Source organism: Leptolyngbya sp. CCNP1308 (assembly GCF_034932455.1).
Classification (GTDB): domain Bacteria; phylum Cyanobacteriota; class Cyanobacteriia; order Phormidesmidales; family Phormidesmidaceae; genus Nodosilinea.
The window spans coordinates 164,054-186,085 of sequence record NZ_JAYGIH010000035.1; the positions used below are offsets into that span (position 1 = coordinate 164,054).

The 22,032-nt window shown below is 56.2% G+C and carries 22 protein-coding genes and 1 riboswitch; of the genes, 15 read left to right on the plus strand and 7 right to left on the minus strand.

Going from position 1 to position 22,032, the window contains the following annotated elements; translation table 11 throughout:
• Nucleotides 1-11: 11 nt before the first annotated feature.
• Nucleotides 12-1,913 carry a transketolase C-terminal domain-containing protein gene (locus VB780_RS09210; RefSeq protein WP_323350844.1) on the minus strand — a complete coding sequence of 634 codons (1,902 nt, stop codon included), beginning with the start codon at nt 1,911-1,913 and terminating at the stop codon, nt 12-14.
• A gap of 371 nt (nt 1,914-2,284) precedes the next feature.
• On the opposite strand from VB780_RS09210, the gene VB780_RS09215 reads away from it, so the two are divergent.
• Together VB780_RS09215 and VB780_RS09220 are read left to right on the plus strand one after the other, a co-directional pair.
• A complete protein-coding gene (locus tag VB780_RS09215; RefSeq protein WP_323350845.1) occupies nt 2,285-3,610 on the plus strand; it encodes an ATP-binding protein in 1,326 nt (441 codons plus the stop codon).
• Nucleotides 3,607-5,979 carry a tetratricopeptide repeat protein gene (locus VB780_RS09220; RefSeq protein WP_323350846.1) on the plus strand — a complete coding sequence of 791 codons (2,373 nt, stop codon included), beginning with the start codon at nt 3,607-3,609 and terminating at the stop codon, nt 5,977-5,979. Before VB780_RS09215 ends, VB780_RS09220 begins: the two co-directional genes overlap by 4 nt.
• A 25-nt stretch (nt 5,980-6,004) precedes the next feature.
• On the opposite strand, the gene VB780_RS09225 is transcribed toward VB780_RS09220, so the two are convergent.
• A complete protein-coding gene (locus VB780_RS09225; protein ID WP_323350847.1) occupies nt 6,005-6,913 on the minus strand; it encodes a LysR family transcriptional regulator in 909 nt (302 codons plus the stop codon).
• Between the two features lie 295 nt (nt 6,914-7,208).
• Nucleotides 7,209-7,550, minus strand: coding sequence for an ATP-binding cassette domain-containing protein (locus VB780_RS09230; protein WP_323350972.1), 342 nt, complete (start codon nt 7,548-7,550; stop codon nt 7,209-7,211).
• Between VB780_RS09230 and VB780_RS09235 the strand changes: the two genes are divergently transcribed.
• Entirely contained in the window at nt 7,550-8,185 is a 636-nt protein-coding gene (locus tag VB780_RS09235) for an RraA family protein (RefSeq protein WP_323350848.1), read from the plus strand. The genes VB780_RS09230 and VB780_RS09235 overlap by 1 nt on opposite strands.
• 54 nt (nt 8,186-8,239) lie before the next feature.
• Nucleotides 8,240-8,316, plus strand: a riboswitch (Fluoride riboswitch).
• Nucleotides 8,317-8,438: 122 nt separating this feature from the next.
• On the plus strand, nt 8,439-10,040 hold the full coding sequence (locus VB780_RS09240) for a cation:proton antiporter (RefSeq protein WP_416349215.1): 1,602 nt from the start codon (nt 8,439-8,441) through the stop codon (nt 10,038-10,040).
• Between the two features lie 37 nt (nt 10,041-10,077).
• On the opposite strand, the gene VB780_RS09245 is transcribed toward VB780_RS09240, so the two are convergent.
• Together VB780_RS09245 and VB780_RS09250 are read right to left on the minus strand one after the other, a co-directional pair.
• Nucleotides 10,078-10,671: a hypothetical protein gene (locus VB780_RS09245; protein WP_323350850.1), complete on the minus strand. Its 594-nt coding sequence runs from the start codon at nt 10,669-10,671 to the stop codon at nt 10,078-10,080.
• Entirely contained in the window at nt 10,652-11,863 is a 1,212-nt protein-coding gene (locus tag VB780_RS09250; RefSeq protein WP_323350851.1) for a sulfite exporter TauE/SafE family protein, read from the minus strand. Before VB780_RS09250 ends, VB780_RS09245 begins: the two co-directional genes overlap by 20 nt.
• A 458-nt stretch (nt 11,864-12,321) precedes the next feature.
• On the opposite strand from VB780_RS09250, the gene VB780_RS09255 reads away from it, so the two are divergent.
• The 7 genes from VB780_RS09255 to VB780_RS09285 all read left to right on the plus strand — a co-directional run bounded on the left by VB780_RS09255 (nt 12,322) and on the right by VB780_RS09285 (nt 17,339).
• A complete protein-coding gene (locus VB780_RS09255; protein WP_323350852.1) occupies nt 12,322-13,557 on the plus strand; it encodes an RNA polymerase sigma factor in 1,236 nt (411 codons plus the stop codon).
• 306 nt (nt 13,558-13,863) lie between these two features.
• Nucleotides 13,864-14,256, plus strand: a complete 393-nt coding sequence (locus VB780_RS09260) for a YciI family protein (RefSeq protein WP_323350853.1) — start codon at nt 13,864-13,866, stop codon at nt 14,254-14,256.
• 84 nt (nt 14,257-14,340) lie between these two features.
• Nucleotides 14,341-15,069, plus strand: a complete 729-nt coding sequence (locus VB780_RS09265; RefSeq protein WP_323350854.1) for a DUF899 domain-containing protein — start codon at nt 14,341-14,343, stop codon at nt 15,067-15,069.
• A 17-nt stretch (nt 15,070-15,086) separates the two neighbouring features.
• Nucleotides 15,087-15,446 carry a YciI family protein gene (locus VB780_RS09270; RefSeq protein ID WP_323350855.1) on the plus strand — a complete coding sequence of 120 codons (360 nt, stop codon included), beginning with the start codon at nt 15,087-15,089 and terminating at the stop codon, nt 15,444-15,446.
• A 142-nt stretch (nt 15,447-15,588) separates the two neighbouring features.
• Nucleotides 15,589-16,008, plus strand: a complete 420-nt coding sequence (locus VB780_RS09275) for a YybH family protein (protein WP_323350856.1) — start codon at nt 15,589-15,591, stop codon at nt 16,006-16,008.
• Between the two features lie 357 nt (nt 16,009-16,365).
• Complete coding sequence (locus VB780_RS09280) at nt 16,366-16,770, plus strand: VOC family protein (protein WP_323350857.1); 405 nt, start codon at nt 16,366-16,368, stop codon at nt 16,768-16,770.
• Between the two features lie 158 nt (nt 16,771-16,928).
• Nucleotides 16,929-17,339, plus strand: a complete 411-nt coding sequence (locus VB780_RS09285; RefSeq protein WP_323350858.1) for a VOC family protein — start codon at nt 16,929-16,931, stop codon at nt 17,337-17,339.
• Nucleotides 17,340-17,434: 95 nt separating this feature from the next.
• Here VB780_RS09285 and VB780_RS09290 read toward each other — a convergent pair whose 3' ends face one another.
• On the minus strand, nt 17,435-17,833 hold the full coding sequence (locus tag VB780_RS09290) for a hypothetical protein (RefSeq protein ID WP_323350859.1): 399 nt from the start codon (nt 17,831-17,833) through the stop codon (nt 17,435-17,437).
• A 192-nt stretch (nt 17,834-18,025) separates the two neighbouring features.
• Nucleotides 18,026-18,499, minus strand: coding sequence for a BON domain-containing protein (locus tag VB780_RS09295; RefSeq protein ID WP_323350860.1), 474 nt, complete (start codon nt 18,497-18,499; stop codon nt 18,026-18,028).
• Nucleotides 18,500-18,946: 447 nt separating this feature from the next.
• Between VB780_RS09295 and VB780_RS09300 the strand changes: the two genes are divergently transcribed.
• The 4 genes from VB780_RS09300 to VB780_RS09315 all read left to right on the plus strand — a co-directional run bounded on the left by VB780_RS09300 (nt 18,947) and on the right by VB780_RS09315 (nt 21,931).
• Nucleotides 18,947-19,354 carry a phage holin family protein gene (locus tag VB780_RS09300; protein ID WP_323350861.1) on the plus strand — a complete coding sequence of 136 codons (408 nt, stop codon included), beginning with the start codon at nt 18,947-18,949 and terminating at the stop codon, nt 19,352-19,354.
• A gap of 124 nt (nt 19,355-19,478) precedes the next feature.
• Nucleotides 19,479-20,171: an SRPBCC family protein gene (locus VB780_RS09305; protein WP_323350862.1), complete on the plus strand. Its 693-nt coding sequence runs from the start codon at nt 19,479-19,481 to the stop codon at nt 20,169-20,171.
• A gap of 85 nt (nt 20,172-20,256) precedes the next feature.
• Nucleotides 20,257-20,634, plus strand: coding sequence for a hypothetical protein (locus VB780_RS09310; protein WP_323350863.1), 378 nt, complete (start codon nt 20,257-20,259; stop codon nt 20,632-20,634).
• 118 nt (nt 20,635-20,752) lie between these two features.
• Nucleotides 20,753-21,931, plus strand: a complete 1,179-nt coding sequence (locus VB780_RS09315) for a zinc-dependent alcohol dehydrogenase (RefSeq protein ID WP_323350864.1) — start codon at nt 20,753-20,755, stop codon at nt 21,929-21,931.
• Nucleotides 21,932-22,032: the final 101 nt, after the last annotated feature.

Below are 22,032 nucleotides of genomic sequence, written 5' to 3' on the forward strand. Positions count from 1 at the left end.
GCAGGGGGAATCTAACCCACCAGCTCCTTCACCTTGGCCATGATGCCATCGGGGTCAATGCCCTGGTGAATGAACTGCTCCCACAGGCCACCACTGCCCTCGTGGTGTGTGCCGATGAAGGCAAACTTGGGCGTATAGCCCCGCTCCAGCAGCCAGGAGCCAAACCGGCTGCCCAGGCCCGTCTTGCGGTTAAAGGCCTCGGTCACCAGCACAAAGGGAGCCTTGCCTACCTTGGCCATGGTCTCTTCATCAATGACGTTCAGGGTGGACTTGTTGATCAGGCCCACGTCAATGCCTTCCTGCTTCAGTCGCTCGACCGCGTCGAGGGCGCGGTAGACTGAGTCGCCAAAGGTGACGATATAGCCCGCCGTGCCTTCCCGAATGACCTCGTCTTTGCCAGGGGTAAAGGTGTAGTCGCCGCCAAACATCTCGTTGCCGTCAGCATCCAGAATCATCGGCACCTTCGAGCGGGTTGAGAAGATGAAGCGCAGACCGGGGTCGTGGAACACCTTCTTGACGCAGGCCTTCATCTGGTTGGGGTCGGCGGGGAAGTAGAGCTTGGTGTCGTAGCCGTCATTCAAGCCGTTGTCGGCAAAGAAGTTGTTGAGGCCGAAATGGCAGGTGTTGTCGGCCATGTCGTCAATGCCCGAGTGGGAGAAGTGGCACAGCAGGTTGGAGTAGTTCAACCGCGCCATGGTGATCTCAGAAATGCACATCTCCAAAAAGGCGGCGAAGGTGGCGAACACGCCCTGCTTGCCCTTGGCCATACCAAAGCCCGCTGCTGCCGACAGGTTGCCCCGCTCCATAATGCCGCCGCTGATGAAGATCTCAGGGTAGGCCTTGCGAATTTGGGCCAGGCCGCAGGAGCCTTCCAGATCGCTATCGACCACCAGCACGCTTTCCTTGCGGGCCATTTCATCTATCTCGCCCAGCACTTCGACCATGGCGTCGCCAAACACGTTGCGGTTCGCGCCTACGTTTTTGCTAGAGCCCATGAACTCGTAGGTGTTCTTGGGGGTCTCGATGCCTTCGAGAATTTCGACCGCTGCGGTGTGGCCCTTGGCGGTGAGGTAGGCGATCGCCGCTTTCACCGAGATCACATCGTGGCCGTGGGTGCTGCCCTCAATGCCCTCAATGCCCACCGCCATCGCCCGCTTGTTGATCACCGCTACCGGACCGGGTGTGTTGATCGCCTTGCAGATGTTAGCGTAGAGGCCGTCCAGGTCTTCGCCGTCGCCTTCGAGCACCGTGAGGCCGTGGCCCTCCAGGGTTTTCTTGACGCTGTAGCCGCCCATGTACTGGGAGGGGTGACCGGCGATCGTCACATCGTTGTCATCCACCAAAATCTTGACATTGACGTGGTTTGCCACCGCAAAGCGGGCCGCCTCAGCGTCGTCGCCCTCCTGCTGGGCACCGTCAGACCCCAGGCAGAAGGCGACTTTGCCGGGGTTAGCCAGGGCCACACCGTTGACGTAGGGCCACATGTGGCCTAGACGACCCGAGCTAAACTTGACGCCGGGGGTCAGCCCCAGCTCGGGGTGGCCGGGCAACTTTTCGTTGGCGGCACGGTACTGCATCAGCTGCTCGGCGGGCATGTCGCCGTTGAGCACCGACATTAGATACTGGGTGGCCACCCGGTGGCCCGCTTCGTCAAAGAAAATCGGCACGTACTTGTCGCCCGCGCCGCGAAACAGGGCATCGAGAATCATCACCTCGGGCACGGTGTCGTAGGGGCCGCCAGTGTGACCGCCCACGCCTCGCGCTGCGCCGGTCGCAGTAAAGAACACGATCGCATCCCGACACAGCTGAATGTTGGCCTTGAGGGCGCTGCGCTGCTCGTCGGTGAGGGTGGGGTTAGACGCATCGAGGGAAATTCGCTGGTATGCGCCCAGGTCAATGGGAAAGCTTGTCATAGTGTTTCATCCTATAGGCTGGTGAGAGGGAAGCGTGGAGCAAGATGAGGTTTTTCATATAGAGCAAGTCCACCGCTCAAGTTTGGATAGCAAAAATCCACTACCTCCATCATTCAATACTCTGGCAAGGCTGTGAAGTTTTATTCGGTAAGAGTTGGTTAAGGGAGTGGGGGGTGGATGGGTGAGGGGTGTTTTGATTATCCGTAGGGTGGGTTAGGCGGCCCAAGACTCTGCCACCCCTGCCCCGCCGTAACCCACCGCTCACCTATCAAGAGAAACTTGGTCTCTGGATCGGTGGCAAAATGCTCGTTTGAAAGCAAGAAATCCCAGAACTGGTAGCTAAAATTAGCTTAATCCCAGCGGGTTAGTCCATGACCGATATTCTCACCGGCATCTATAACGCGGTAGACCCTTTTCGGCCTTTAGAACCGGGCGACCCGGCCTATGTCGATTGCGAAGCCGAGCGGGGTGATGCCAATGTGCTGCTCGACCTGGGGCCAGAAATTATTCGCTCTGAGCGTTACACCTGCCAGCTTTACGCCGGGCACCGGGGGGCTGGCAAATCAACAGAGCTATTGCGCCTCAAGGCCGATCTGGGATCTAAAGGCTGTTTCGTCGTCTACTTTGCCGCCGTGGGCGAAGACGGCGACATTGACCCCCAAGACGTGCAGTACACCGACATTCTGCTGGCCTGCACCCGTCACTTGTTGGAAACGCTCACAACCGCTGACCCGGCTCCGTTGGTGAGCTGGTTCAAAGATCGGGGCAAAGCGCTCTATGACCTAGGGCAAACCCAAGTACAAATGGATTCGGTAAATGTGAACGTACTGGCCAGCCAGTTTGCCTCTATGACTGCCAACATTCGTGCAGTACCCAGTGAGCGCAAAAAAATTCGCGACTTGGTGAACCCCCACACCGTTACCTTGGTCAAAGCGCTCAACGAATTTATTGCCGATGGCAATCGCAAGCTTCCGGAGGGCAAAACCCAGCTCGTGGTGATTGCTGACAACCTAGACCGCATCGTGCCCGTCTATGAAGACAATGGCCGCAGCAACCACGACGAAATTTTTCTTGACCGCAGCGACCAGCTCAAGGGGTTAGACTGCCACCTGATCTACACCGTACCCATTGCCATGGTGTATTCGAACCGGGCCAATGACTTGAAAGAGATCTACGGCAACCCCGATCTGCTACCGATGATTATGGTGCAGACCCCCGATGGTGATCTCCACGAGCCGGGCTTTGAAAAGCTCAAGGAGATTTTGCGGCGGCGCATAATTCCCTTTTTGCCTGAGGTGAGTTTGGGCGAAGACGTTTTTGAAGAAGCAAAAGTTGTTGAACAACTGTGCCTAGCCAGCGGTGGCCATGTACGAGAGCTGTTGCTGCTAATGAAAGAAGCCCTCAATCGCGCCGATAGCTTACCTATCCCCACGCGGGCGGTGCGCCGGGCCATTTCTGAAACCCGCGATACCTACCGCCGCACAGTAGAAGAACACCAATGGGCCATTTTGGCTAAAGTCGCCCAAAAGCGTGCCATCGAAAACGATGAAGACCACCGCGACCTGCTGTTTCGCCGCTGTGTGATGGAGTACCGCTTTTTTGACGATGACGGTGCTATGCAGTGCTGGTACGATGTACATCCATTAATTAAAGCGATTCCTGAGTTTAGAGCAGCCCAGGAGGAGCTAAAGACATGACTGCCAACCTGCTTGACTGGGATGAAGACCTGCAAACGAGCCCCGATGAAGAGTATCAGGCACTGCTAAATGGGCTCAGACGATCCCAGGGGTTTGGCTTGTACTTTGTGCAGTGCTCACCCTTTAGCGGCGGCAAACTCATCGAACGGGTGCAGGCTGACCTAAAAGAGAAAACAATCGGCGCACTCAAGTTTGAGCGCCCTATTGCTGATGGCAACGTTTTTAAGCGGGTCAGCGATTTCTTGAGTAATTCCCCGGTGGATGTGCTGTTTATTCAGGGGTTAGAAAACTCGCTGTTTGACGCCGAAGAAACTAAGAAACGCCTGGGCTGGAGTGCCGAAAAAGCCAACGCCTATACCTGGCGCGAGGTGCCTCCAGTGCTGATCAACCTGAATCAGCAGAGAGAGCGATTTCGGGATAACTTTGCCACTTGCTTTGTATTTTTGCTGCCTCAGTATGCAATCAATTACATCGTTCACCGCGCCCCCGACTTTTTTGACTGGCGATCGGGACTGGTGAACTACGCTTCTAATGTAGAGACTTTGGCACAAGAGTCTGAACGGATCCTAGCAGAGTCTGATTATAATGCCTATTGCAGTTGGTCTGATGATGAACTAAATGCTAGAATTTTTGAGATTCAAGCTGTTATTGATGAAGCTAAGACTACTCCACAAACTCAAGCAAAATTATGTTTTGAGCAAGGTCTAATTTTTGCTTTTGCTAAGGACTTTTTTGCCGCCGCCACCACTTTTGGTAAAGCTTTTCTACTGAAACCCGACTATCACGAAGCTCTCAACAACAAAGGGATTGCGCTGATTGGATTGGGGCAATATGAGGACGCGATCACCACTTATGACCAGGCCCTTACCCTCAAACCCGACTTTCCTGACCCGCTCAACAACAAAGGGATTGCACTGAGTGCCTTAGGGCAGAGTGAGGCTGCGATCGCTGCTTATGACAAAGCCCTCACGATCAATCCTGACTCACACGAAGTGCTTTACAACAAAGGGATAGCGCTGCGTAACTTGGGTCAGTATGAAGACGCGATTACATGTTTCGATGCTGCTATCGCCATCAACCCTAGCCTTCATGAAGCACTCAAAAATAAGGGAATAGCGCTGCGTAATTTAGGCCAGTATGAGGCTGCGATCGCCTGCTACGATGATGTATTATCTCTCAATCCTGACGACTACGAAGCGTTAAATAATAAAGGGGTTGCCCTGGCTCATTCAGATCAGTATGAAGCCGCACTCACCTGTTTTAACGCAGCTTTAGCCATTAAGCCTGACTTTTACGAAGCGCTTTATCACAAAGGAAGTGCATTGAGCGACTTAGGCCAGTATGAAGCTGCAATCGCTTGCTTCAATGCAAGCTTAGACATCGAGCCCGACAAACATAAAGTGTTTACCAGTCGAGGAAAAGCCTATTTGATGCTCGGCTGCCAAGAACAGGCGAAAGCCGACTTTAATCGTGCGGCTGAAATGGGTAGTTGCGATCCTATTACTGTAGCGCTGCCTTTCATTACTGAGCTGCGAAGCAACCAAAATAAAGAAGCTGCTTATGTTAGCTTGTCAAATTTCATACAAGTAATTTCATCGCCCGAGCTAATTAACAAAATACAACAGCAGTCAACTCAGCTCCGTTCAGCTTCTTCGAAACCCCAACAAACAAAGCATATTCAAGCTTTTGCTCAAGCATTAGGCCTAGATCCAATTGAAATCCAATATCAATTAGAAAAAGCTTCGGCTGATCCAGAATTTCAACTTCAGGACTTACAAGCTACATCGCTGCTTTTGCAAGCTAATCTAGCATCTGAATTAGGTGATTATAAGACCGCGATCGCCGCTTATGACCAAGCCCTCACCATCAAGCCCAATTATTACCAGGCACTCAATAATAAAGGGATGGCGTTGGGGCGCTTGGGGCAACATGAGGTGGCGATTACTTGCTACGATGCCGCCTTAGCCATCAAACCCGATTATCATTACACGCTCTACGCCAAAGGAAATGCGCTGTTTGAGCTGGGGGATAAGGTGGGTGCGATTACTTGCTACGATGCCGCCTTAGCCATCAAGCTTGACTACCACGAAGCGCTCAACCATAAAGGGATGGCGCTGGGTGACTTAGGCCATTACGAGGCCGCGATCGCCTGCTATGATGCAGCCTTAAAAATCAAACCCGACTATCACGACGCGCTCTACAACAAAGCCTTCTACTACAGTCTTTATGGCGATGCCGACAACGCCATCCAATGTCTGCAAACTGCCATTGCCCTAGCCACTAAGTGGCGCGATCTGGCCAAAACCGACACCGATTTCGACCCCATTCGCACCGACGAGCGGTTTCAGGCGCTGGTAGAGGGTGAGTAGATTCGAGCGCGACGTATTGCCTTGCTCACAGGTGCTCCAGCAAATAGTCGCAAAACACCTTCGCCCCCGGCGATAGATGCTTCCCCTTGGGGTAAGCCAAATGCCACTGCTTTCGCAGCGAAAACTCGGCCACAGGCAAGATCACAAAATCAGTTGCAAGCTCCGCCGCAGACAAACTTGGGGCAGGCAGCACCGCAATCCCCAGCCCAGCCCGAATGCTGACCTTAATCGCCTCATAGCTGCTCAACTCTAGACGGCAGCGCACCGTAATTGACTGAGCCCTAAAGAACTCTTCTAACAGCTGACGGCTGACCGACCCCGCCTCACTCAAAATCCACGACTCCTGAGCCAGCTGCTGGGGCGTCACCACCGATCGCCCAGCCAGCGGGTGCTGCCGATGGGTGACAATGTGCAGCGGCACATCCATACAGGGAAAGACCGCAACGCCATTCAGTGCCGGAGGCTGGTTAAACAGGTAGAGGTCATCCTGGTTGTCTTGCAGCCGAGCCGAAAGCTCCTGATGATTGCCAATGTGCAGAGAGAGTTCCAGCCCTGGGTAGCTGTCCATAAAAGGCTTGAGATGCTGTACCAGGGCGGTTTTGCCACTTTCAACCGTGGCCACCCTGACCATGCCGCGATCGAGCCCTTGAAACGCTACCAGCGCGTCATCCAGGGTCGAGAGCTGGGCCAAGACATTGCGACAGGTGGCCAGCAGGGTATCGCCAGCGGGCGTTAGAAAGAGCTTTCTGCCCACCGTCTCAAACAGGGGCAGGCCAATGGTTTTAGACAACTGCTTAACCTGAATTGACACCGTCGGCTGGCTCAAAAACAGCTCTTCAGCCGCTTTCGTGTAGCTGCCGTGGCGTGCAACCGCCTCAAAAACCTCCATTTGGTGAAGGGTGATTCCCTTGGTACTGGGGGGTTGCTGGGCCATAACAGGGGAAACACAGTAAAAATACTCATCAAGTTTAACAACATTAAGGTTGTCAAAGTCAACCCGTTCGACTCACCCTTAAATCCAGCTGTGGGATCAATATAGTTACCTAGATTAGGACATTCAGAAAACGTTCAAACGTTTAAATGTTCCAACGGTCAGAGGGGAAATATCTTAGCTAGACTGGCTACAGCCTGGGGCGGGCTCTGGGCGATCGCTCAACAGCAGCACCCGCTCTGGGGCTAACTGAACGTACCAGGGCAGTGGTTGCTGCCTCGGCCTCAGCCAAGTTTCCTTACACCTCCTCCAGGTTGTGGGTGACAAGCAGCGTCACGCCTCTGTAGCTTGCCAGGGTGGCAATCAGCTGCTGCTCGACCTGACTGCGCAGGTAGGTATCTAGGGCCGAGATGGGTTCATCCAGCAGCACCACCTCTGGTTCGGGGGCCAAGGCGCGGGCCAGGGCCACCCGCTGCTGCTGCCCGCCGCTGAGCTGGTGGAGGTAGCGATCGCCCAATCCCTGAAGCTGCATGGCCCCCAGCCAGCCGCTCACCCGCTGCGATCGCTCCAGCCTCGGCAAATGCTGCAAGCCAAAGCCAATATTCTCGGCAATGTTTTGGGCCAGGGTGGCGAGCGACAGTGAACGAACGTTTAAACTTTGCGGCCTTTTCCCCCACGGCCTACGGCGATGTCTTGGGGCGCGAGCAGTTTATGGATATGGGCCTGCGAGCACTGTGGCCCGGCATGCCTCGCCTGGCTGGCCCGGCCTATACCGTGAGCTGCCCACCGGGGGACAATCTGATGCTGCATGCCGCTATTTACCGGGCGGCCCCCGGCGCTGTCATTGTGGTGCAGGCGGGGGATGCGGAGTACGCTATGGCGGGGGGTAATGTCTGTGCGATCGCCCAAAGCCGAGGCATTGCGGGCTTTGTGGTCGATGGCGTCATTCGCGACCTGGCCGAAGTGCGCGAGGCGCAGTTTGCGGTGTTTGCGCGGGGGGTGATGCCGGTGCCGGGCCAGAAGAAAGCCCTAGGCACGCTCAACCAGCCGATCGTCTGCGGCGGGGTGCGGGTCAACCCTGGCGACATGGTGGTGGCCGATGAGGAAGGGATCGCGGTGATTCCAGCGGCCCAGCAAGAGGAGGTTTGGCAGGCGGCCCAGCAGCGCACCGAGCAAGATGCCGCCCAATCCCTGGCCGATTGGGAAGTCAACCACCGCGCCAAGGTAGAGCAGCTTTTGCAGTCCCTGGGTTTTACAGAGACGGGGTTAGGGTGAGCGACGCTCTGGTCACGGATCCTTTGTCTCGCTACATTGCCAGTCTGGTATAACGTTAAAAACGGCGATGGAGCTCGCCAAAACCGCCCTAGGTTACTAATGCTGTAAGGGCTGATGGCTCCTACTATTCCGGCTTGGGGCGGAAGGGTAGGGGCTTTATGGTCTTTGCGCGATATCTACCCTAAGCCACCTGGGTTAACCGATTCAACCTCAGCGTGGCGATATGTTAGAAAGCATTCTTTGGATTTTGCTGATGGGCTTTTTCGTTGGGCAGATTGCCCGGCGACTGAAGGCTCCGGCCCTGGTCGGCATGGTGCTGGTGGGTATTGTGATTGGCCCTCAGGTGGGCAACGTGATTAGCCCCGAGGTGCTGGGGGCGGCCGATGGGCTGCGCACCATTGCCGTGATGGTGATTTTGATGAAGGCGGGCCTGGGCCTCGACCGAGAAAAGCTGGCTCAGCAGGGGTCGGTGGCGCTGCGGCTGGGGTTTTTGCCGGCGACCTGTGAGGCGATCGCCGTTGCTTTTGCCGCTATCTGGCTGTTTCAGTTCGATGTTGCCACCGGGCTGCTGCTGGGCTGCGTGCTGGGGGCCGAATCGCCTGCGGTGATTGTGCCCGCCATGCTGCGGCTCAAAAGCCTGGGGTGGGGCGTTAAAAAGGGTATTCCTGACGCGATTTTGACCGGCAGCGCCCTGTCGGATGTGCTGCTGCTGCTGGTGTTTAGCCTGCTGCTGGCCTTTCTTTCCCAGAGTGCCCCCATGGGCGTGACCCTGCCCGGTGGGTTGACTCTGAGCCCGCTACAGCTCTTACCCCTGCAAATTGTGGTTCAGATTACCTTGGGGGTGCTGTTGGGCTGGCTAACGGCGCAGCTGCTGGTGTCACTGCTGGCCCGGCAAAACTGGACACAGAATGCGGTGCAGGATGCTCTGGTGGCGGCGGGCTTTGCCCTGCTGCTGGTTGTAGTAGCCGAAGATGTGCCGGTGTTCTCGGGCTATTTGGCGGTGATGGTGACTGGTTTTTTTCTGATCGAGCTCGATGCCCCACTGGCGCGGCGGCTGCGGGGCGTCTTTGACGGCCTGTGGACGGTTGCTCAGATTGTTCTCTTTGTGCTGCTGGGGGCGAGCATTCAGCTCAGCGTGCTGGGTAACATGCTGGGTCTGGGCCTGCTGGTGCTGGCGATTGGCACGCTGGTGGGGCGATCGCTGGGCTGGTATTTGTCTACCCTGGGCAGCAACTGGACTTGGCAGGAGCGGCTGTTTTTGCTGCCCGGCAACTCGGCCAAAGCCACGGTACAGGCGGCGATCGGGGCCATTCCGCTGGCTCAGGGGGTTGAGGGGGGCGAAATTATTCTGGCGCTGTCGGCCCTCTCGATTTTGGTGACGGCTCCCCTGGGGGCCTGGGCGATTCCGTTGTTTGCCCCCAAGCTGCTGGAGCGGGGCGAGGTAGACCCCACCAAGGTGGCCGTTGCCCGCCAGATTGTTTTGCTGGCGGCAGTGGACACCTCGCCCCTGGCGGCAGGGGTGCTTACTAAAGCTGCTGACCTCGCCCGCCGCAGCGATGCCGAAGTTGTGGTGCTACACGTGATTCGAATGGAGCATCCAGCTGCGGTGGAGGCGCTGCGTCAGCAGGCGAAGGAGCGATTGGCCGACATTCGCCACTGGTTTATTACCACCTCGGGGTCGGTGCCTGAGGAGATTGTGCGGGTGGCCCAAGAGTATGGGGTGGCGGAAGTGGTGATGGGGAAGCGTGGCCACCGGCCCCCAGAGGAGGTGTTGGTGGGGTCGGTTTCTCAGGCGGTGTTAGAGACCAGCCTGCTGCCGGTGGTGGTGGTAGATGGTGGCTCACCCTTGGCGTGAGGTAGCTGAGGGTGTCAGTCAGAGCTAACCTCGCCCATCAATTGGGCGATTTGCTGCGGCTCAGGCCCAGGGCTAAGGCGGCGATCGCCGCCACCCCACTGCCCCCTATAAAAATCCAGTAGGGATAACGGCCTCCCGCGCCGTCCTCGGGGACAACCTCTGGGGCAGCGGCCTGGGTAGGGGTTGGGCTAGGGCTGCCTGCAGCGACAACGGTGGTATAGCTCAATTCAAAGGGAGCAAAGGTAGCTTCGGCCCTGGGGCTGCCGGTGAGGACAATTCGGTATTCGCCCAGGTCAGGAAACGTGATGTCGGCCCCAGGAATATTCTGAAACCGTTCTGGAGACATGGCTTGGAGGGGGGGCTGTGCGATCGGTTCGCCCCCCGCCTGGTTGGTGGCATAGACGGCGAGGGTGCAGTCGCACTGCTCTAGGGGAATCACCTGGCCGCCCTGCTGGGTGAGCGCCACCCAGACCCGCGCCGGCTCTCCGGCTTTGGGGCTGTGGTTGGGTTCGAGGTGCCAGGTGCCCGCCACATCGCCCGCCACCTCAGTTTTGTGGGCCTGGGCAGGCAGCATCGTCAGACTGCTCAACAGTAGCCCGACCGTCATCAGGCTAGGGTTTGGCGGGCGCATAGTATTTCTCCAGAGACAGCAGAGACCAAAGTTTTCGCCAGCGCAGCAGCAGGGCCAGCAGCGCCAGCCCCACCAGGGCCACGGCCCCGAGCCAGTGGCGGATAGAGCGCTCAAACCCGCCCAAATAGCTTGAACCCAAGAGCACCGCATGGGCTACGGTCAACCCAAAAATGGGGATGCTGAGCAAATGGATCTGTCGCCAGCGGTGGCCCAGCCAGGTTTGAGCCCGATTAAAACTGGTCAGGGCCAGGGGCACCATCAGCCCAAAGGCGACAATACCCGCCCAACCGCCCGCTTGCAGACTCGGCAAAAGAAAGGGCAAGGCGGCGGGGTTCCATCCCATCGTCACCATGTGGGCAACATGGGCGACCGAGAGCACAAAGGCCCCCACCCCCAGGGTGCGACGGTAGCCGAGCAATGGCGACCACAGGCGGCTGAGGGGGCGGGCGACGATCGCCAGCAGCAGGCACCCCAGCGCCCCGTGGCCGGTGAAGTCGATCATGTCGCTGCCCCGGAACAGGGTCAGTAGACCAATCAGCAGAGTAATCCAGCCGCCGAGGCGAAACAGCTGCCCCCGGCGATCGCCGCTGACCCAGGCGCTAGAGACCCCGACCCCCAGCATCATTGGCAGCGTGCCGACGCCAAAGGCCAGCATGGTGGCCCCGCCCCGCCAGAGATTGGTGGTCTCGGCGGCCTTGAGCTGCGCCGCATACAAAAAGCCGCAGGGCATCAACCCCCAGGCCAATCCCAGCAGCAGCGGTGTCCACCGCTGGGGGTTGAGAGAAAGGGCCTGCATGGCTCGACTGAGGCGATCGTGCCAGCTCGCCTGGGCCATGGGGTTGAGAAACGGGACTTTGGGCACCTGGGCGGGGCTAATCTGCGCCAGCCCAAACCAGATCAGCAGCAGCCCGGTGACTAGGGCAACCCCCCGCCGCAGCGGGCTGCCGAGGCCCGCCATTTGCCCGCTGGCCACCAGCACCGACCCCAGCGCACCAATCATCAGGCCCACCAGGGCGTAGCTGACCAGCCGCCCCAGGTTGAGCAGCAGGTGAAACCCCACCTGCTGCCAGCGGCTAGGCTGAGCGGCAGACTGCGACAGCGAAAAGGCGACCGTAATTGGCCCGCACATGCCGAGGCAATGGCCAAAACTGCCTAAAAATCCTAAGCTGGCCATGAGCAACAGGTCGAGCATGCTAGCGTTGGAGCGCTAATGGGCCATATTTGAGGGTAACACCCCAGCTAACCAGCGTCTTTGACGGCCTGTCTGTTGACATGGCCTAGGTTCTAGAGGTAGCTCTTTCTGTCCGTTGGGGCGATCGCTATCCTGTGCGACGACAGACAATGGCCGCTGCGCAAGTTAGGCCGGGCGATGGGATGGCTAGCGAACGGTCTTTTTTAACTGATATGGCGCTGCCGTTTCTGCCAACGGGCGGCAGGAAAAGGCGTGATTCCCATTCCGGGAGGCTTTGCCAACGCAAAGCTTAACAATTGATGACCGTTGTTAGCGACCCACCACTGGCGCTGTCCCGCAGAACCCAACTCAGTGCCCCTATTGCTATAAATAGTTAACAAAAAATCTAGTTCATTTGAACTAAGTTAGAGTAATTAGAATGGTTCAAAGGATGGGCTTTGCTGGCAGGAGCGCTAACCATGACCGAATCCCACCAGATGCAGAGGCAGGTAGATGCCATTTACAGGGCTGAGTCGCGGCGGGTTTTTGCCACACTCATTCGCCTGCTGGGGGACTTTGATCTGGCCGAAGAGGCGCTGCACGAGGCTTTTGCCGTAGCAATGGAGCAGTGGCCGCACCAGGGCATGCCCGCTAAGCCCAGACCGTGGCTGGTTTCGGTGGGTCGGTTTAGGGCGATCGACCGCCTGCGCCGCCGCACCCGCTTCGATGCCTCGCTGGCCGAGCTAGCCCAGCAGATTGAGGCCCAGCCCGACCTGCCCAGCGATGAGGATGTCGAAGACGATCGCCTGCGGCTGATCTTCACCTGCTGCCACCCGGCTCTGCCCCAAGAGGCCCAGGTGGCCTTGACCCTGCGCGAGGTCTGCGGCCTCAAAACCGAAGAGATTGCCAGCGCCTTTTTGGTGGCCCCACCCACCCTGGCCCAGCGCATTGTGCGGGCTAAGGCCAAAATTCGCGCGGCGGGCATACCCTACCAGGTGCCGTCTATAGAAGATCTGCCCGATCGCCTAGAGGCTGTTCTCCAGGTGATCTATCTGGTATTTAACGAGGGGTATGCGGCCTCTTCAGGGCCATCGCTGACGCGGGCCGACCTCTCGGGCGAGGCGATTCGCCTGGGGCGACTGGTGCTAGAGCTGCTGCCCGACCCCGAGGTGATGGGGCTGCTGGCATTGATGCTACTGCAAGAGTCGCGCCGCCAGGCCCGCACCTCGGCCACGGGCGATCTGATTCTGTTGGCCGACCAAGATCGGGCGCTGTGGCACCAGGGGCAGATTGCCGAGGGGCGATCGCTAGTGCAGCAGGCCCTGTCGTCAGGGCAGGTGGGGCCGTACGGAATTCAGGCGGCGATCGCCGCCGTCCATGCCGAAGCCGCCGACCCCGCCGCCACCGACTGGGCGCAAATTGTCGGTCTGTACAGCCTGTTGGCCCAGATCGAGCCGAGCCCCGTCGTACAGCTCAATCGAGCGGTGGCTGTGGCCATGCGCGATGGCCCCGAGGCGGGCCTGCAACTGCTAGATGAAATTTTGGCCGAGGGCGATTTAGCTCACTACCACCTGGCCCACGCGGCGCGAGCCGATTTGTGCCGACAGCTGGGCAAAACTGCCGGTGCTAAAGTGTCTTACCAGCGGGCGCTAGAACTGGTCAAGCAAGAACCCGAGCGTCGGTTTCTCGAAAGCCGCCTGCGCGAACTGGTCTGAGAAACGGCCTTGCCAAATGAGAACTTGGGTGGGGACAAATGGCCACTTGCCCTAAGGCGCACCTTGGAAGGCTTGATGTATCCCCGTATCTGGTCCTGCATTTGGGACATTCAAAAAATTAGAAAATACTTTTGCCCCGCTGTCGATCTGCTGCTAGGTCGAACGACTAATTCACAAAGGTGACAAATTCAGACCAAATCCAAAATCAATCACCTTGCTGCAAACCAGATACTCCTAGAGCGCACACCATGCGCCCCTGCAAAACGCAAACAGGATTTGGTGTTAGACCCAATTTTGGAGGCAATGATGAAATTTATCTGTCTAGGCTATTTTGACGAAACGCAGTGGAATGGGCTTTCGGAAGTCGAACAGGCGAATCTAATGGCTGACTGTTTTGCCTATGACGACGAACTGCGCCGGGGCGGGCACTTTCTCGGGGGCGAAGCGCTGCAAAGCGTTTGCAATGCGGCGACGCTGCGGTACCAAAATGGCAACGTCGTGGTTACCGATGGCCCCTTTGCCGAAACCAAGGAGCAAATCGGCGGCATCTTGATGCTGGAGGCCCGCGATCTCAACCACGCCATCCAGCTCATGTCGCACCATCCTGGGGTGCGCAGCGGCCCCTTCGAGATTCGCCCAGCGGATGAGGAGATTAACGTCCAAGTGAACCAGAGAACCGTTCAGGCCGAGCTGCATTGAGGCAATTGTTAGAAAACTTCTTCCTGATTGGTGGGCAATGCCCACCCTACAAAACTCGATTAAACAATCTAAGGAGAAACCACCATGACGACCACCACTCTTGCCCATCCGCCCGTGGTGTCGGCTGACACCTGGCTAGCGGAGCGAAAAGCACTTTTGGCGGACGAAAAAGCCCTGACTAAACAGCGCGATCGCGTCAATGCCCAGCGTCGCCGCCTCCCCATGGTCAAGCTAGAGAAAACCTACCGATTTGACGGCCCCAATGGGGAAACTACTCTGCTCGATCTATTTGAGGGCCGCCGCCAACTGCTGGTCTACCACTTTATGTTTGACCCGGCGTGGGAAAACGGCTGCTCGGGCTGCACCGGCCTGGTCAACGCCATCGGCGATATCAGTCTGCTCTACGATCGCGATACCACGCTGGCCCTCGTATCCCGTGCTCCGCTGGCCAAGCTCAATGCCTATAAGGCGCGTCACCAGTGGACTTTGCCCTGGGTGTCTTCCTTTGGCAGCGACTTTAACTACGATTTTCACGCCACGTTAGATGAGTCAGTGGCCCCAGTGCAGTACAACTACCGCGACCAGGAAGAGCTGGCCAACAAGCAGGAACAGCACTTTATGACGGGCGAAAGCCACGGTATGAGCGTGTTCTTTCGCATTGAACACGAGGTCTTTCACACTTACTCGACCTATGCCCGAGGCTGTGAAAACCTGACCAATGCCTACAGCCTGCTCGATATCACCCCCTACGGTCGGCAGCAAGACTTTGAGGATTCTCCCGCTGGCTGGCCGCAGCGACCGACCTATGGATGATGTTTAGGAGCTAAATCATGAAATACATGCTGCTGATTTACAGCGACGAAAACGCCTGGAGCGAGGGCGAGCAGGAGCGCTGCTACCAAGATTCGGTCAAACTCACTCAAGATCTGCACGCCAGCGGCCAGTATTTGGGAGCGTCGCCCCTGCAATCGGTGGCTACGGCAACCAGCGTGCGGGTGCGGGACGGCAAGCGCCTGGTGACCGATGGCCCCTTTGCCGAAACCCGAGAACAGCTGGGCGGCTATTTTCTGATTGAGGCAGAAGATTTAGATGATGCGATCGCGATCGCCGGTCGCATTCCCTCGGTACACAAGGGCACGGTTGAAATTCGTCCCTTAGTAGAGCTGCCTGGCCTGCCATCTGGCCAGTAGAGACAGATCTTTGAGGTTTTTTGCTCAAAAAGGTGACTCTACCTGTCGATCTCACCGCCCAACCTTCGACTAACTAACAAAGCAGGGAGGTTCTGGTTGCAAATCATTCCCTGCCCCCCAATTGATACCTGGAGATATGCCCATGACTAGCACGATTACGACTACTCGCGACGAAGCCCAAATTCGGCAGCTCATCACCGAGCAGGCCAGTGGTATCTGCGCCAAAAACGTCGAGCAAATTATGGCCCACTATGGCTCAGAGGCTGTTCTCTTTGACGTTAAGCCGCCGCTCCAGTTCAAGGGTGTCGCCGCTATTCGCCAAATGTGGGAGAGCAGTTTGCCCTACATGCCAGACTCGTCGGGCACCGAGATGCAGGATCTCAGTATCACCATTGGCGGCGATCTGGCCCTGGCCCACTGGCTGTTGCGCTATACCGGCGTTGCTGCCGATCATCCGGCGGCACAGATGTGGTTGCGCGTTACCGGTGGCTATCAGCAGCAGCAGGGCGAATGGCAAATTGTGCATGAGCACTGCTCGATACCCTTCAACCCAGGCTGTTGAGCTGCGGCCTCAAGAATTAGTTAGGGCCTTAGAGGGCGTTTGAAAAGTGAGTTGCTGTAGCTTTAGTCACCTGCTGATCCCCCCTGCCCCCCTTAAAAAGGGGGGTTGAAAGTCCCCCTTTTTAAGGGGGATTTAGAGGGATCCTCACTTCTGCTACAAGAAAGAGGACTTTTCAAACATCCTCTTAGGCCAGGCGATGACACCCTAGTATCGCTATACGGAGTTCAAAATGCAAAATTCAAAGTGAGAAATCCTTGGGGTATAGGCATTTTCAGCATTCTGAACCGTAGGGTCATTTCTGCCGCAGCGTACTAGACCGTCGATTTTAAGTCCTCTAAACCACAAAGGAGCCCCACCATGGGACGCAAAATTTTTGTTAATCTACCTACCCAAAACCTCGAACAGTCGATCAAATTCTTTACCCATCTCGGCTTTGCCTTTAACCCGCAATTTACCGACGAAACCGCCACCTGCATGGTTGTCAGCGATGACATCTTCGTCATGCTTTTAACCAACGAAAAGTTCAAAACCTTTACGCCCAACCCCATCTGCGACGCCACCAAGAGTACCGAGGTGCTGGTGTGCCTATCTTGCGACAGCTGCGAAGAGGTCGATGCGCTGGTGCACAAAGCGATCGATGCTGGCGGCGCGACCTACAACGACCCACAAGACTACGGGTTTATGTATGCCCACGGTTTTCAAGATTTAGACGGCCATATTTGGGAGCTGATGTATATGGACCCCGGCGCTGTCCCTGAGTAGGGGGCACATCTAGAGATTGGGGGACTACCGGCCAAAACTAGCGATCCCCCAATTGTTGCATACGCCCCTCAACAGACTTTTAAACCCTTTATCTTCGACAGCTCAACCACAGAATCCAGATCGATTGATCCTTTATTCTTTAGCCCTAGGAGGGCGTGATGAAACTGTATTCTTACCTCAACTTCAATGGTAATTGCGAGGCCGCATTTACGTTCTACGCACAGGTTTTAGGCGGCAAAATTGGCGACAAGATGACCTATGGAGAATCGCCGATGGCCGACCAGGTGTCTGATGAGTGGCGCAGCAAAATTATGCACGCGCAGCTTATCTTGGGCGATCAAGAGCTCATGGGAGCCGACAGCACACCCGAGTACTTCGAAGAAGCCAAGGGCACCTCAGTCTTAATCGCCGTTGAGGATGTGGAGAAGGCCGAGCATATTTTCGAGGCTCTGGCCGAAAATGGCACCGTTAAGATGCCCATTCAAGAAACATTTTGGGCAGCCCGGTTCGGGATGCTGGTCGATCAATTTGGCACGCCGTGGCTGGTCAACTGCGATCGCGCCGCCTAGCACCAAGCCTGCTCTCAAAAAACTTTATTTGACATAGGAAGTTCAGCCTATTGAACTCCCCACCAATTAAAGCCTTCGACGATGATTTAGCCTGATTAAACAGCTCGATGCTGGGTCCCTTCTCCAGGAGTAATAAAGAGTACAGAGCTGGGCTGATGAACCTTGGCCGTATGCCACACACCTTGCGGGACAATGACATAGGCTCCGGCTATGGTCAAGGCTGCTACATTTTCAACACCGTCCTGCTCCAGGACAAAATCGACCCGGCCCGAAAGCAGGCAGACAAACTCTTCTCCAGCAGGGTGCATTTCCCAACTGTCCCAGTCTTGGTCAAACCTGTGGTGTGAGACGAGACGTTTATCTTTGAAGTCGCCGAAGTTACGATCAAGTTCTTCGTAGAAGTTGTCGCCTACTGGAACAGGTACAGCACTTCCCTCAGCATTCATGACGACGAAGGTAGAGCTGATGTCAAGAGGCTCGATCTCATTAGCCATTGCTTGCGTCTCAAACAATTTTAGTGGATAGAATAGCCGCGAACTATAGGCTATTTTAACTTGGTTTGTGGTCAGTTAAAAGCCTGGATTCTTTATCCTTTATCTTCTGCAGAATTAATATATTAAGTACAAAAAAATCGGCGGGACGCCGCCGATTCTAATCATCACAATGGATACAGGGTTCTCAGCCTATTACTTGCGCGATAGGTTCTTCAGGCCCAGATCGTAGGCGACTTCGTGAACCCCAGGGATGGACTTAACCTCTTCAATGATGGCCTGGGCGGTGCCGCGATCGCTGACTTTACCCGACAGACGCACCGAACCGTTAGACACGCTAACTTTCAAATTTTCAGGAACCTGGCTTTCAACCTTGTTGGTAATTTCCTGATCGCCCAGGGGAGTACCCTTAGAATCGGCGTATTCGATGCCTTGATATTGACTGTCGCCAGGGTTCGACTGAAGCGTCTCGTTGAGTTTTTGCTGGTCGTTAGTCAACACATCGCCGTTGACTGCACCGGCCAGGGCGGGCTGGGTGAACCCAACCAGCAGAATTGCTAGGCAAGTCAGGGCCACTAACCCAGACTGCGCGGCTTTAGGGGAACGGATTAAGAGCAGAGCTGCTCCTAGCCCAAGAACCACCATTCCAATTTCTAGTGAAATTGACATAAAGTTACTCCAATTAGAGGTAATAGGTAGGGCGCGATGCGATCGCACCCTAACGGTATAGATCCGTAGTCTAGATGACAGTAGAAAGTTCGGTATCTCTCAAGCGCAGTAAGATGGGTCTCTCTAAAGACATAGCCTGCCGATCGCCTTCCTTTGGATGTTGTCTCCTAGGGGTTTGGCTTTTTCTAAACAGAAAATGCTCACCTAGTCGCTACAAAACAAAAGCTTGGCGCAGGAAACGTGAAACATTTGTTTATATTCTTGGTTTATCTATCCAATAGTAGACACCAATATTTGAATTGGTTTTTAACGTGGGGATAAGTGACGCGAGCCTAATATCACAGAAAACTGCTTGGTTTATTCGCCCGGCTTTTTGAGTGGCATGACTCGCTTTGGTTTAGCCTCGACACAATTTCGTGCAGGCCTATATTTTTTAAGGAGATGACTATGTGGAGTGTTCTTTTGTCTGGCTTGGCAACGGCCCTCAGCCTGCTAGTAGTTGATTTGATCGTGCCTGGGGTTACTATCAATACGCTGACTGCGGCGGCGATCGCAGCTGTTTCAGTCGGTTTGGTCAATGCCTTCCTGCGACCGGCGCTGCAAACGTTGACCATGCCCATCAACGCCATCAGTTTTGGGGCCTTTTCGCTGGTTCTAAACGGCCTTTGCCTGTGGCTGGCCTCGTTGGTGGTGCCAGGTTTCTACATCACCGGCATCATCGGCTTTTTGGTAGGCCCCCTGGTGCTATCTGCGGTGAATACCTTCATTGACAACTACTTCGACAAGAAAACCCCTGCCTTTCTGCGCGATGGTTCGGGCTCTGAGCTCAGCACCGATCGCTCGTCTGAGTTTTAGAAAAGCCTAAATGTACAGATTTAGGGCTAGCCCGCCCAAGGGCACTAAGGCTATGGCCTTGACTTCCCTTGGACGGGTTTAGCACAAAGACTATAAAACAATATTTTCGCCTAGGGGTATCGGTGTGGAAGATTCTGTCAGCACGCAAACATCGACGGATACGGAGGCCAGCCGTCTAGAGCGGTGGGCGTCAATTATTAGCGGCGGCGCACTGGTATTGGGAGGCTTGCAGCAGCGATCGCTGCGGGGAATTTTAGCGGCGGTTGCTGGCGGCGGTCTGGTTTACCAGGGTGCCCAGAAGAAAAGCACAATCAAGCAAATCGGCGAGGCCGTTGGCGGAGAAAAGGCCATTTTGGTCGAAAAAACCGTCACCATCAACCGCCCGGCCTCAGAGCTCTACAGCTTTTGGCGGCAGTTCGACAACCTGCCCCGCTTTATGCGCCACCTCAAGTCTGTGCAGGTTATCGACGAAAACCGTTCCCACTGGGTGGTCAACGCCCCTCTCGATCAGCGCGTCGAATGGGATGCGGTGATTGTAAACGACCAGCCCGATCACCTGATTGCCTGGACCTCAGCCGACGATGCCGAAGTGGATCATTCCGGGTTTGTGCGGTTTCAGCCCGCTACCGGCGATCGCGGTACCGAAGTCAAAGTGGTCATGGAGTATGAACTGCCGGGCGGGGCGATGGCGGCGGCGATCGCCAAGCTCTTTGGCGAAGCACCCGAACAGCAGATTGGCGATGACCTCAGCCGCTTTAAACAGCTGATGGAAACAGGAGAAATCGCCACCACTGAAGGTCAGCCCAAGGGTGCCTGAGCATGACTCACCGATGTTTTTAAGACGTAGTGCCATGAATTCCTTGTTCCGTTCTCTTTCTTCTCTCCTCACTTTCGTGAAAACCGTGACGGGGAAGGTTCAACTCGGGCGACAGGTGGCGTTGGGTGCTCTGGCGATCGCCCTCTGGGTGGGATCAGTGGGTGTTTACCTACCCAGCGCCCAGGCAGCCAACGCCACCCAAACCGGAGCCGGTGATCCCAGCCCTGTGCGCCCGACCCGCAACCCGATCAGCAACGAAAACTTTCAAGGCGGTGTCGATCTAACCGCTGTTGATCGGCAGGGCAAAACCGTTCAGCCACCGGCTGAGCCAGAGGTCAGCCTTGGCGACAGGCTCAAAAATCTGGTGCCAGGGCTGTCCTCAGACGAGTCGCCCACCGATGCGCCTCGTAGTACCGTGCAACCCGAAAGAAATCCTACTCTAGACCGCTACACCGACCATTGAGATCTTGCTGAGCTACCGAGTCCTCAAATCCTTGTCTATTCCCCAATCCATGGGTAATGCGACACTGCCGGGCTGTTGACCAATATCCGCTGAACGCATTTACCTTAGGAGAAGTTTGATGAAAGCAGTTTGCTGGCACGGCACCCACGATGTTCGGGTAGATACTGTGCCTGACCCGACAATTTTGAACCCGCGCGACGCCATTATTAAAGTTACCTCTACGGCAATCTGCGGGTCTGATCTGCACCTCTACGACGGCTTTATCCCCACCATGCAGTCGGGAGATATTTTAGGCCACGAGTTCATGGGAGAAGTGGTCGAAACGGGGTCAGGGGTGAGCAACCTGAAGCAGGGCGATCGCGTGGTGGTGCCCTTCACCATTTCCTGCGGCGGCTGCTTTTTCTGCGAGCGCGATCTGTGGTCGCTGTGTGATAACTCCAACCCCAACGGGTGGATGGCGGAGAAATTCTACGGCCATTCGCCATCGGGTCTATTTGGCTACTCTCACCTGATGGGGGGCTACGCCGGGGGCCAAGCCGAGTACGTGCGAGTGCCTTTTGCCGATGTTGGCCCACTCAAAGTGCCCGATGGCCTTAGCGATGAGCAGGTGCTGTTTCTCACCGACATCTTCCCCACCGGTTATATGGCCGCTGAAAATTGCGACATTCAACCCGGTGATACAGTGGCTGTGTGGGGCTGTGGCCCGGTAGGCCAGTTTGCCATTCGCAGCGCCTTTATGCTCGGCGCTGAACGGGTGATTGCCATCGACCGCGTACCTGAGCGGCTAGCCTTGGCCCAGGCGGGCGGAGCCGAAATTCTCAACTACGAAGAGCTTGACCCTGGGGAAGCCCTGAAGGAAATGACCGGTGGTCGAGGCCCTGACAGCTGCATCGATGCCGTTGGTATGGAAGCCCATAGCCCTGGCCCCATGGGGCTCTACGACACCGTTAAGCAGGCGGTGCGCCTAGAAAGCGATCGCCCTCAGGTGCTGCGGCAGGCGATCGCCGCCTGTCGCAAAGGGGGCAAGGTCTCAGTACCTGGCGTCTACGGCGGATTCATCGACAAAGTGCCGATGGGGGCGTTTGTTAACAAAGGCTTGACGATGCGATCGGGCCAAACCCATGTTCATAAGTACTTAAAACCGCTGCTAGAGCGGGTGCAAAAGGGCGATATTGATCCTACCTTTGTGATTACCCACCGGCTACCGCTCGAAGAGGCACCTCGCGCCTACAAAATCTTCCGCGACAAAGAAGACAACTGCATCAAGGTTGTTCTCAAGCCCTTTGCCGCCGTGTGAGTAGATAGCGAGAAAATTTACGTAAGCCAGTGCTAGGCCAATTAAACACGGCTCGGTTGATCATGGTCACGGCTTCGCATAATTTACCCACTCTAGGAACA

Excerpts from the sequence above, each read along its gene's own strand:
- VB780_RS09210 (WP_323350844.1), bottom strand. The coding sequence starts at position 1,913 with ATGACAAGCTTTCCCATTGACCTGGGCGCATACCAGCGAATTTCCCTC.
- VB780_RS09215 (WP_323350845.1), top strand. The coding sequence starts at position 2,285 with ATGACCGATATTCTCACCGGCATCTATAACGCGGTAGACCCTTTTCGG.
- VB780_RS09220 (WP_323350846.1), top strand. The coding sequence starts at position 3,607 with ATGACTGCCAACCTGCTTGACTGGGATGAAGACCTGCAAACGAGCCCC.
- VB780_RS09225 (WP_323350847.1), bottom strand. The coding sequence starts at position 6,913 with ATGGCCCAGCAACCCCCCAGTACCAAGGGAATCACCCTTCACCAAATG.
- VB780_RS09240 (WP_416349215.1), top strand. The coding sequence starts at position 8,439 with ATGGGCTTTTTCGTTGGGCAGATTGCCCGGCGACTGAAGGCTCCGGCC.
- VB780_RS09245 (WP_323350850.1), bottom strand. The coding sequence starts at position 10,671 with ATGCGCCCGCCAAACCCTAGCCTGATGACGGTCGGGCTACTGTTGAGC.
- VB780_RS09250 (WP_323350851.1), bottom strand. The coding sequence starts at position 11,863 with ATGCTCGACCTGTTGCTCATGGCCAGCTTAGGATTTTTAGGCAGTTTT.
- VB780_RS09255 (WP_323350852.1), top strand. The coding sequence starts at position 12,322 with ATGACCGAATCCCACCAGATGCAGAGGCAGGTAGATGCCATTTACAGG.
- VB780_RS09260 (WP_323350853.1), top strand. The coding sequence starts at position 13,864 with ATGAAATTTATCTGTCTAGGCTATTTTGACGAAACGCAGTGGAATGGG.
- VB780_RS09265 (WP_323350854.1), top strand. The coding sequence starts at position 14,341 with ATGACGACCACCACTCTTGCCCATCCGCCCGTGGTGTCGGCTGACACC.
- VB780_RS09270 (WP_323350855.1), top strand. The coding sequence starts at position 15,087 with ATGAAATACATGCTGCTGATTTACAGCGACGAAAACGCCTGGAGCGAG.
- VB780_RS09275 (WP_323350856.1), top strand. The coding sequence starts at position 15,589 with ATGACTAGCACGATTACGACTACTCGCGACGAAGCCCAAATTCGGCAG.
- VB780_RS09280 (WP_323350857.1), top strand. The coding sequence starts at position 16,366 with ATGGGACGCAAAATTTTTGTTAATCTACCTACCCAAAACCTCGAACAG.
- VB780_RS09285 (WP_323350858.1), top strand. The coding sequence starts at position 16,929 with ATGAAACTGTATTCTTACCTCAACTTCAATGGTAATTGCGAGGCCGCA.
- VB780_RS09290 (WP_323350859.1), bottom strand. The coding sequence starts at position 17,833 with ATGGCTAATGAGATCGAGCCTCTTGACATCAGCTCTACCTTCGTCGTC.
- VB780_RS09295 (WP_323350860.1), bottom strand. The coding sequence starts at position 18,499 with ATGTCAATTTCACTAGAAATTGGAATGGTGGTTCTTGGGCTAGGAGCA.
- VB780_RS09300 (WP_323350861.1), top strand. The coding sequence starts at position 18,947 with ATGTGGAGTGTTCTTTTGTCTGGCTTGGCAACGGCCCTCAGCCTGCTA.
- VB780_RS09315 (WP_323350864.1), top strand. The coding sequence starts at position 20,753 with ATGAAAGCAGTTTGCTGGCACGGCACCCACGATGTTCGGGTAGATACT.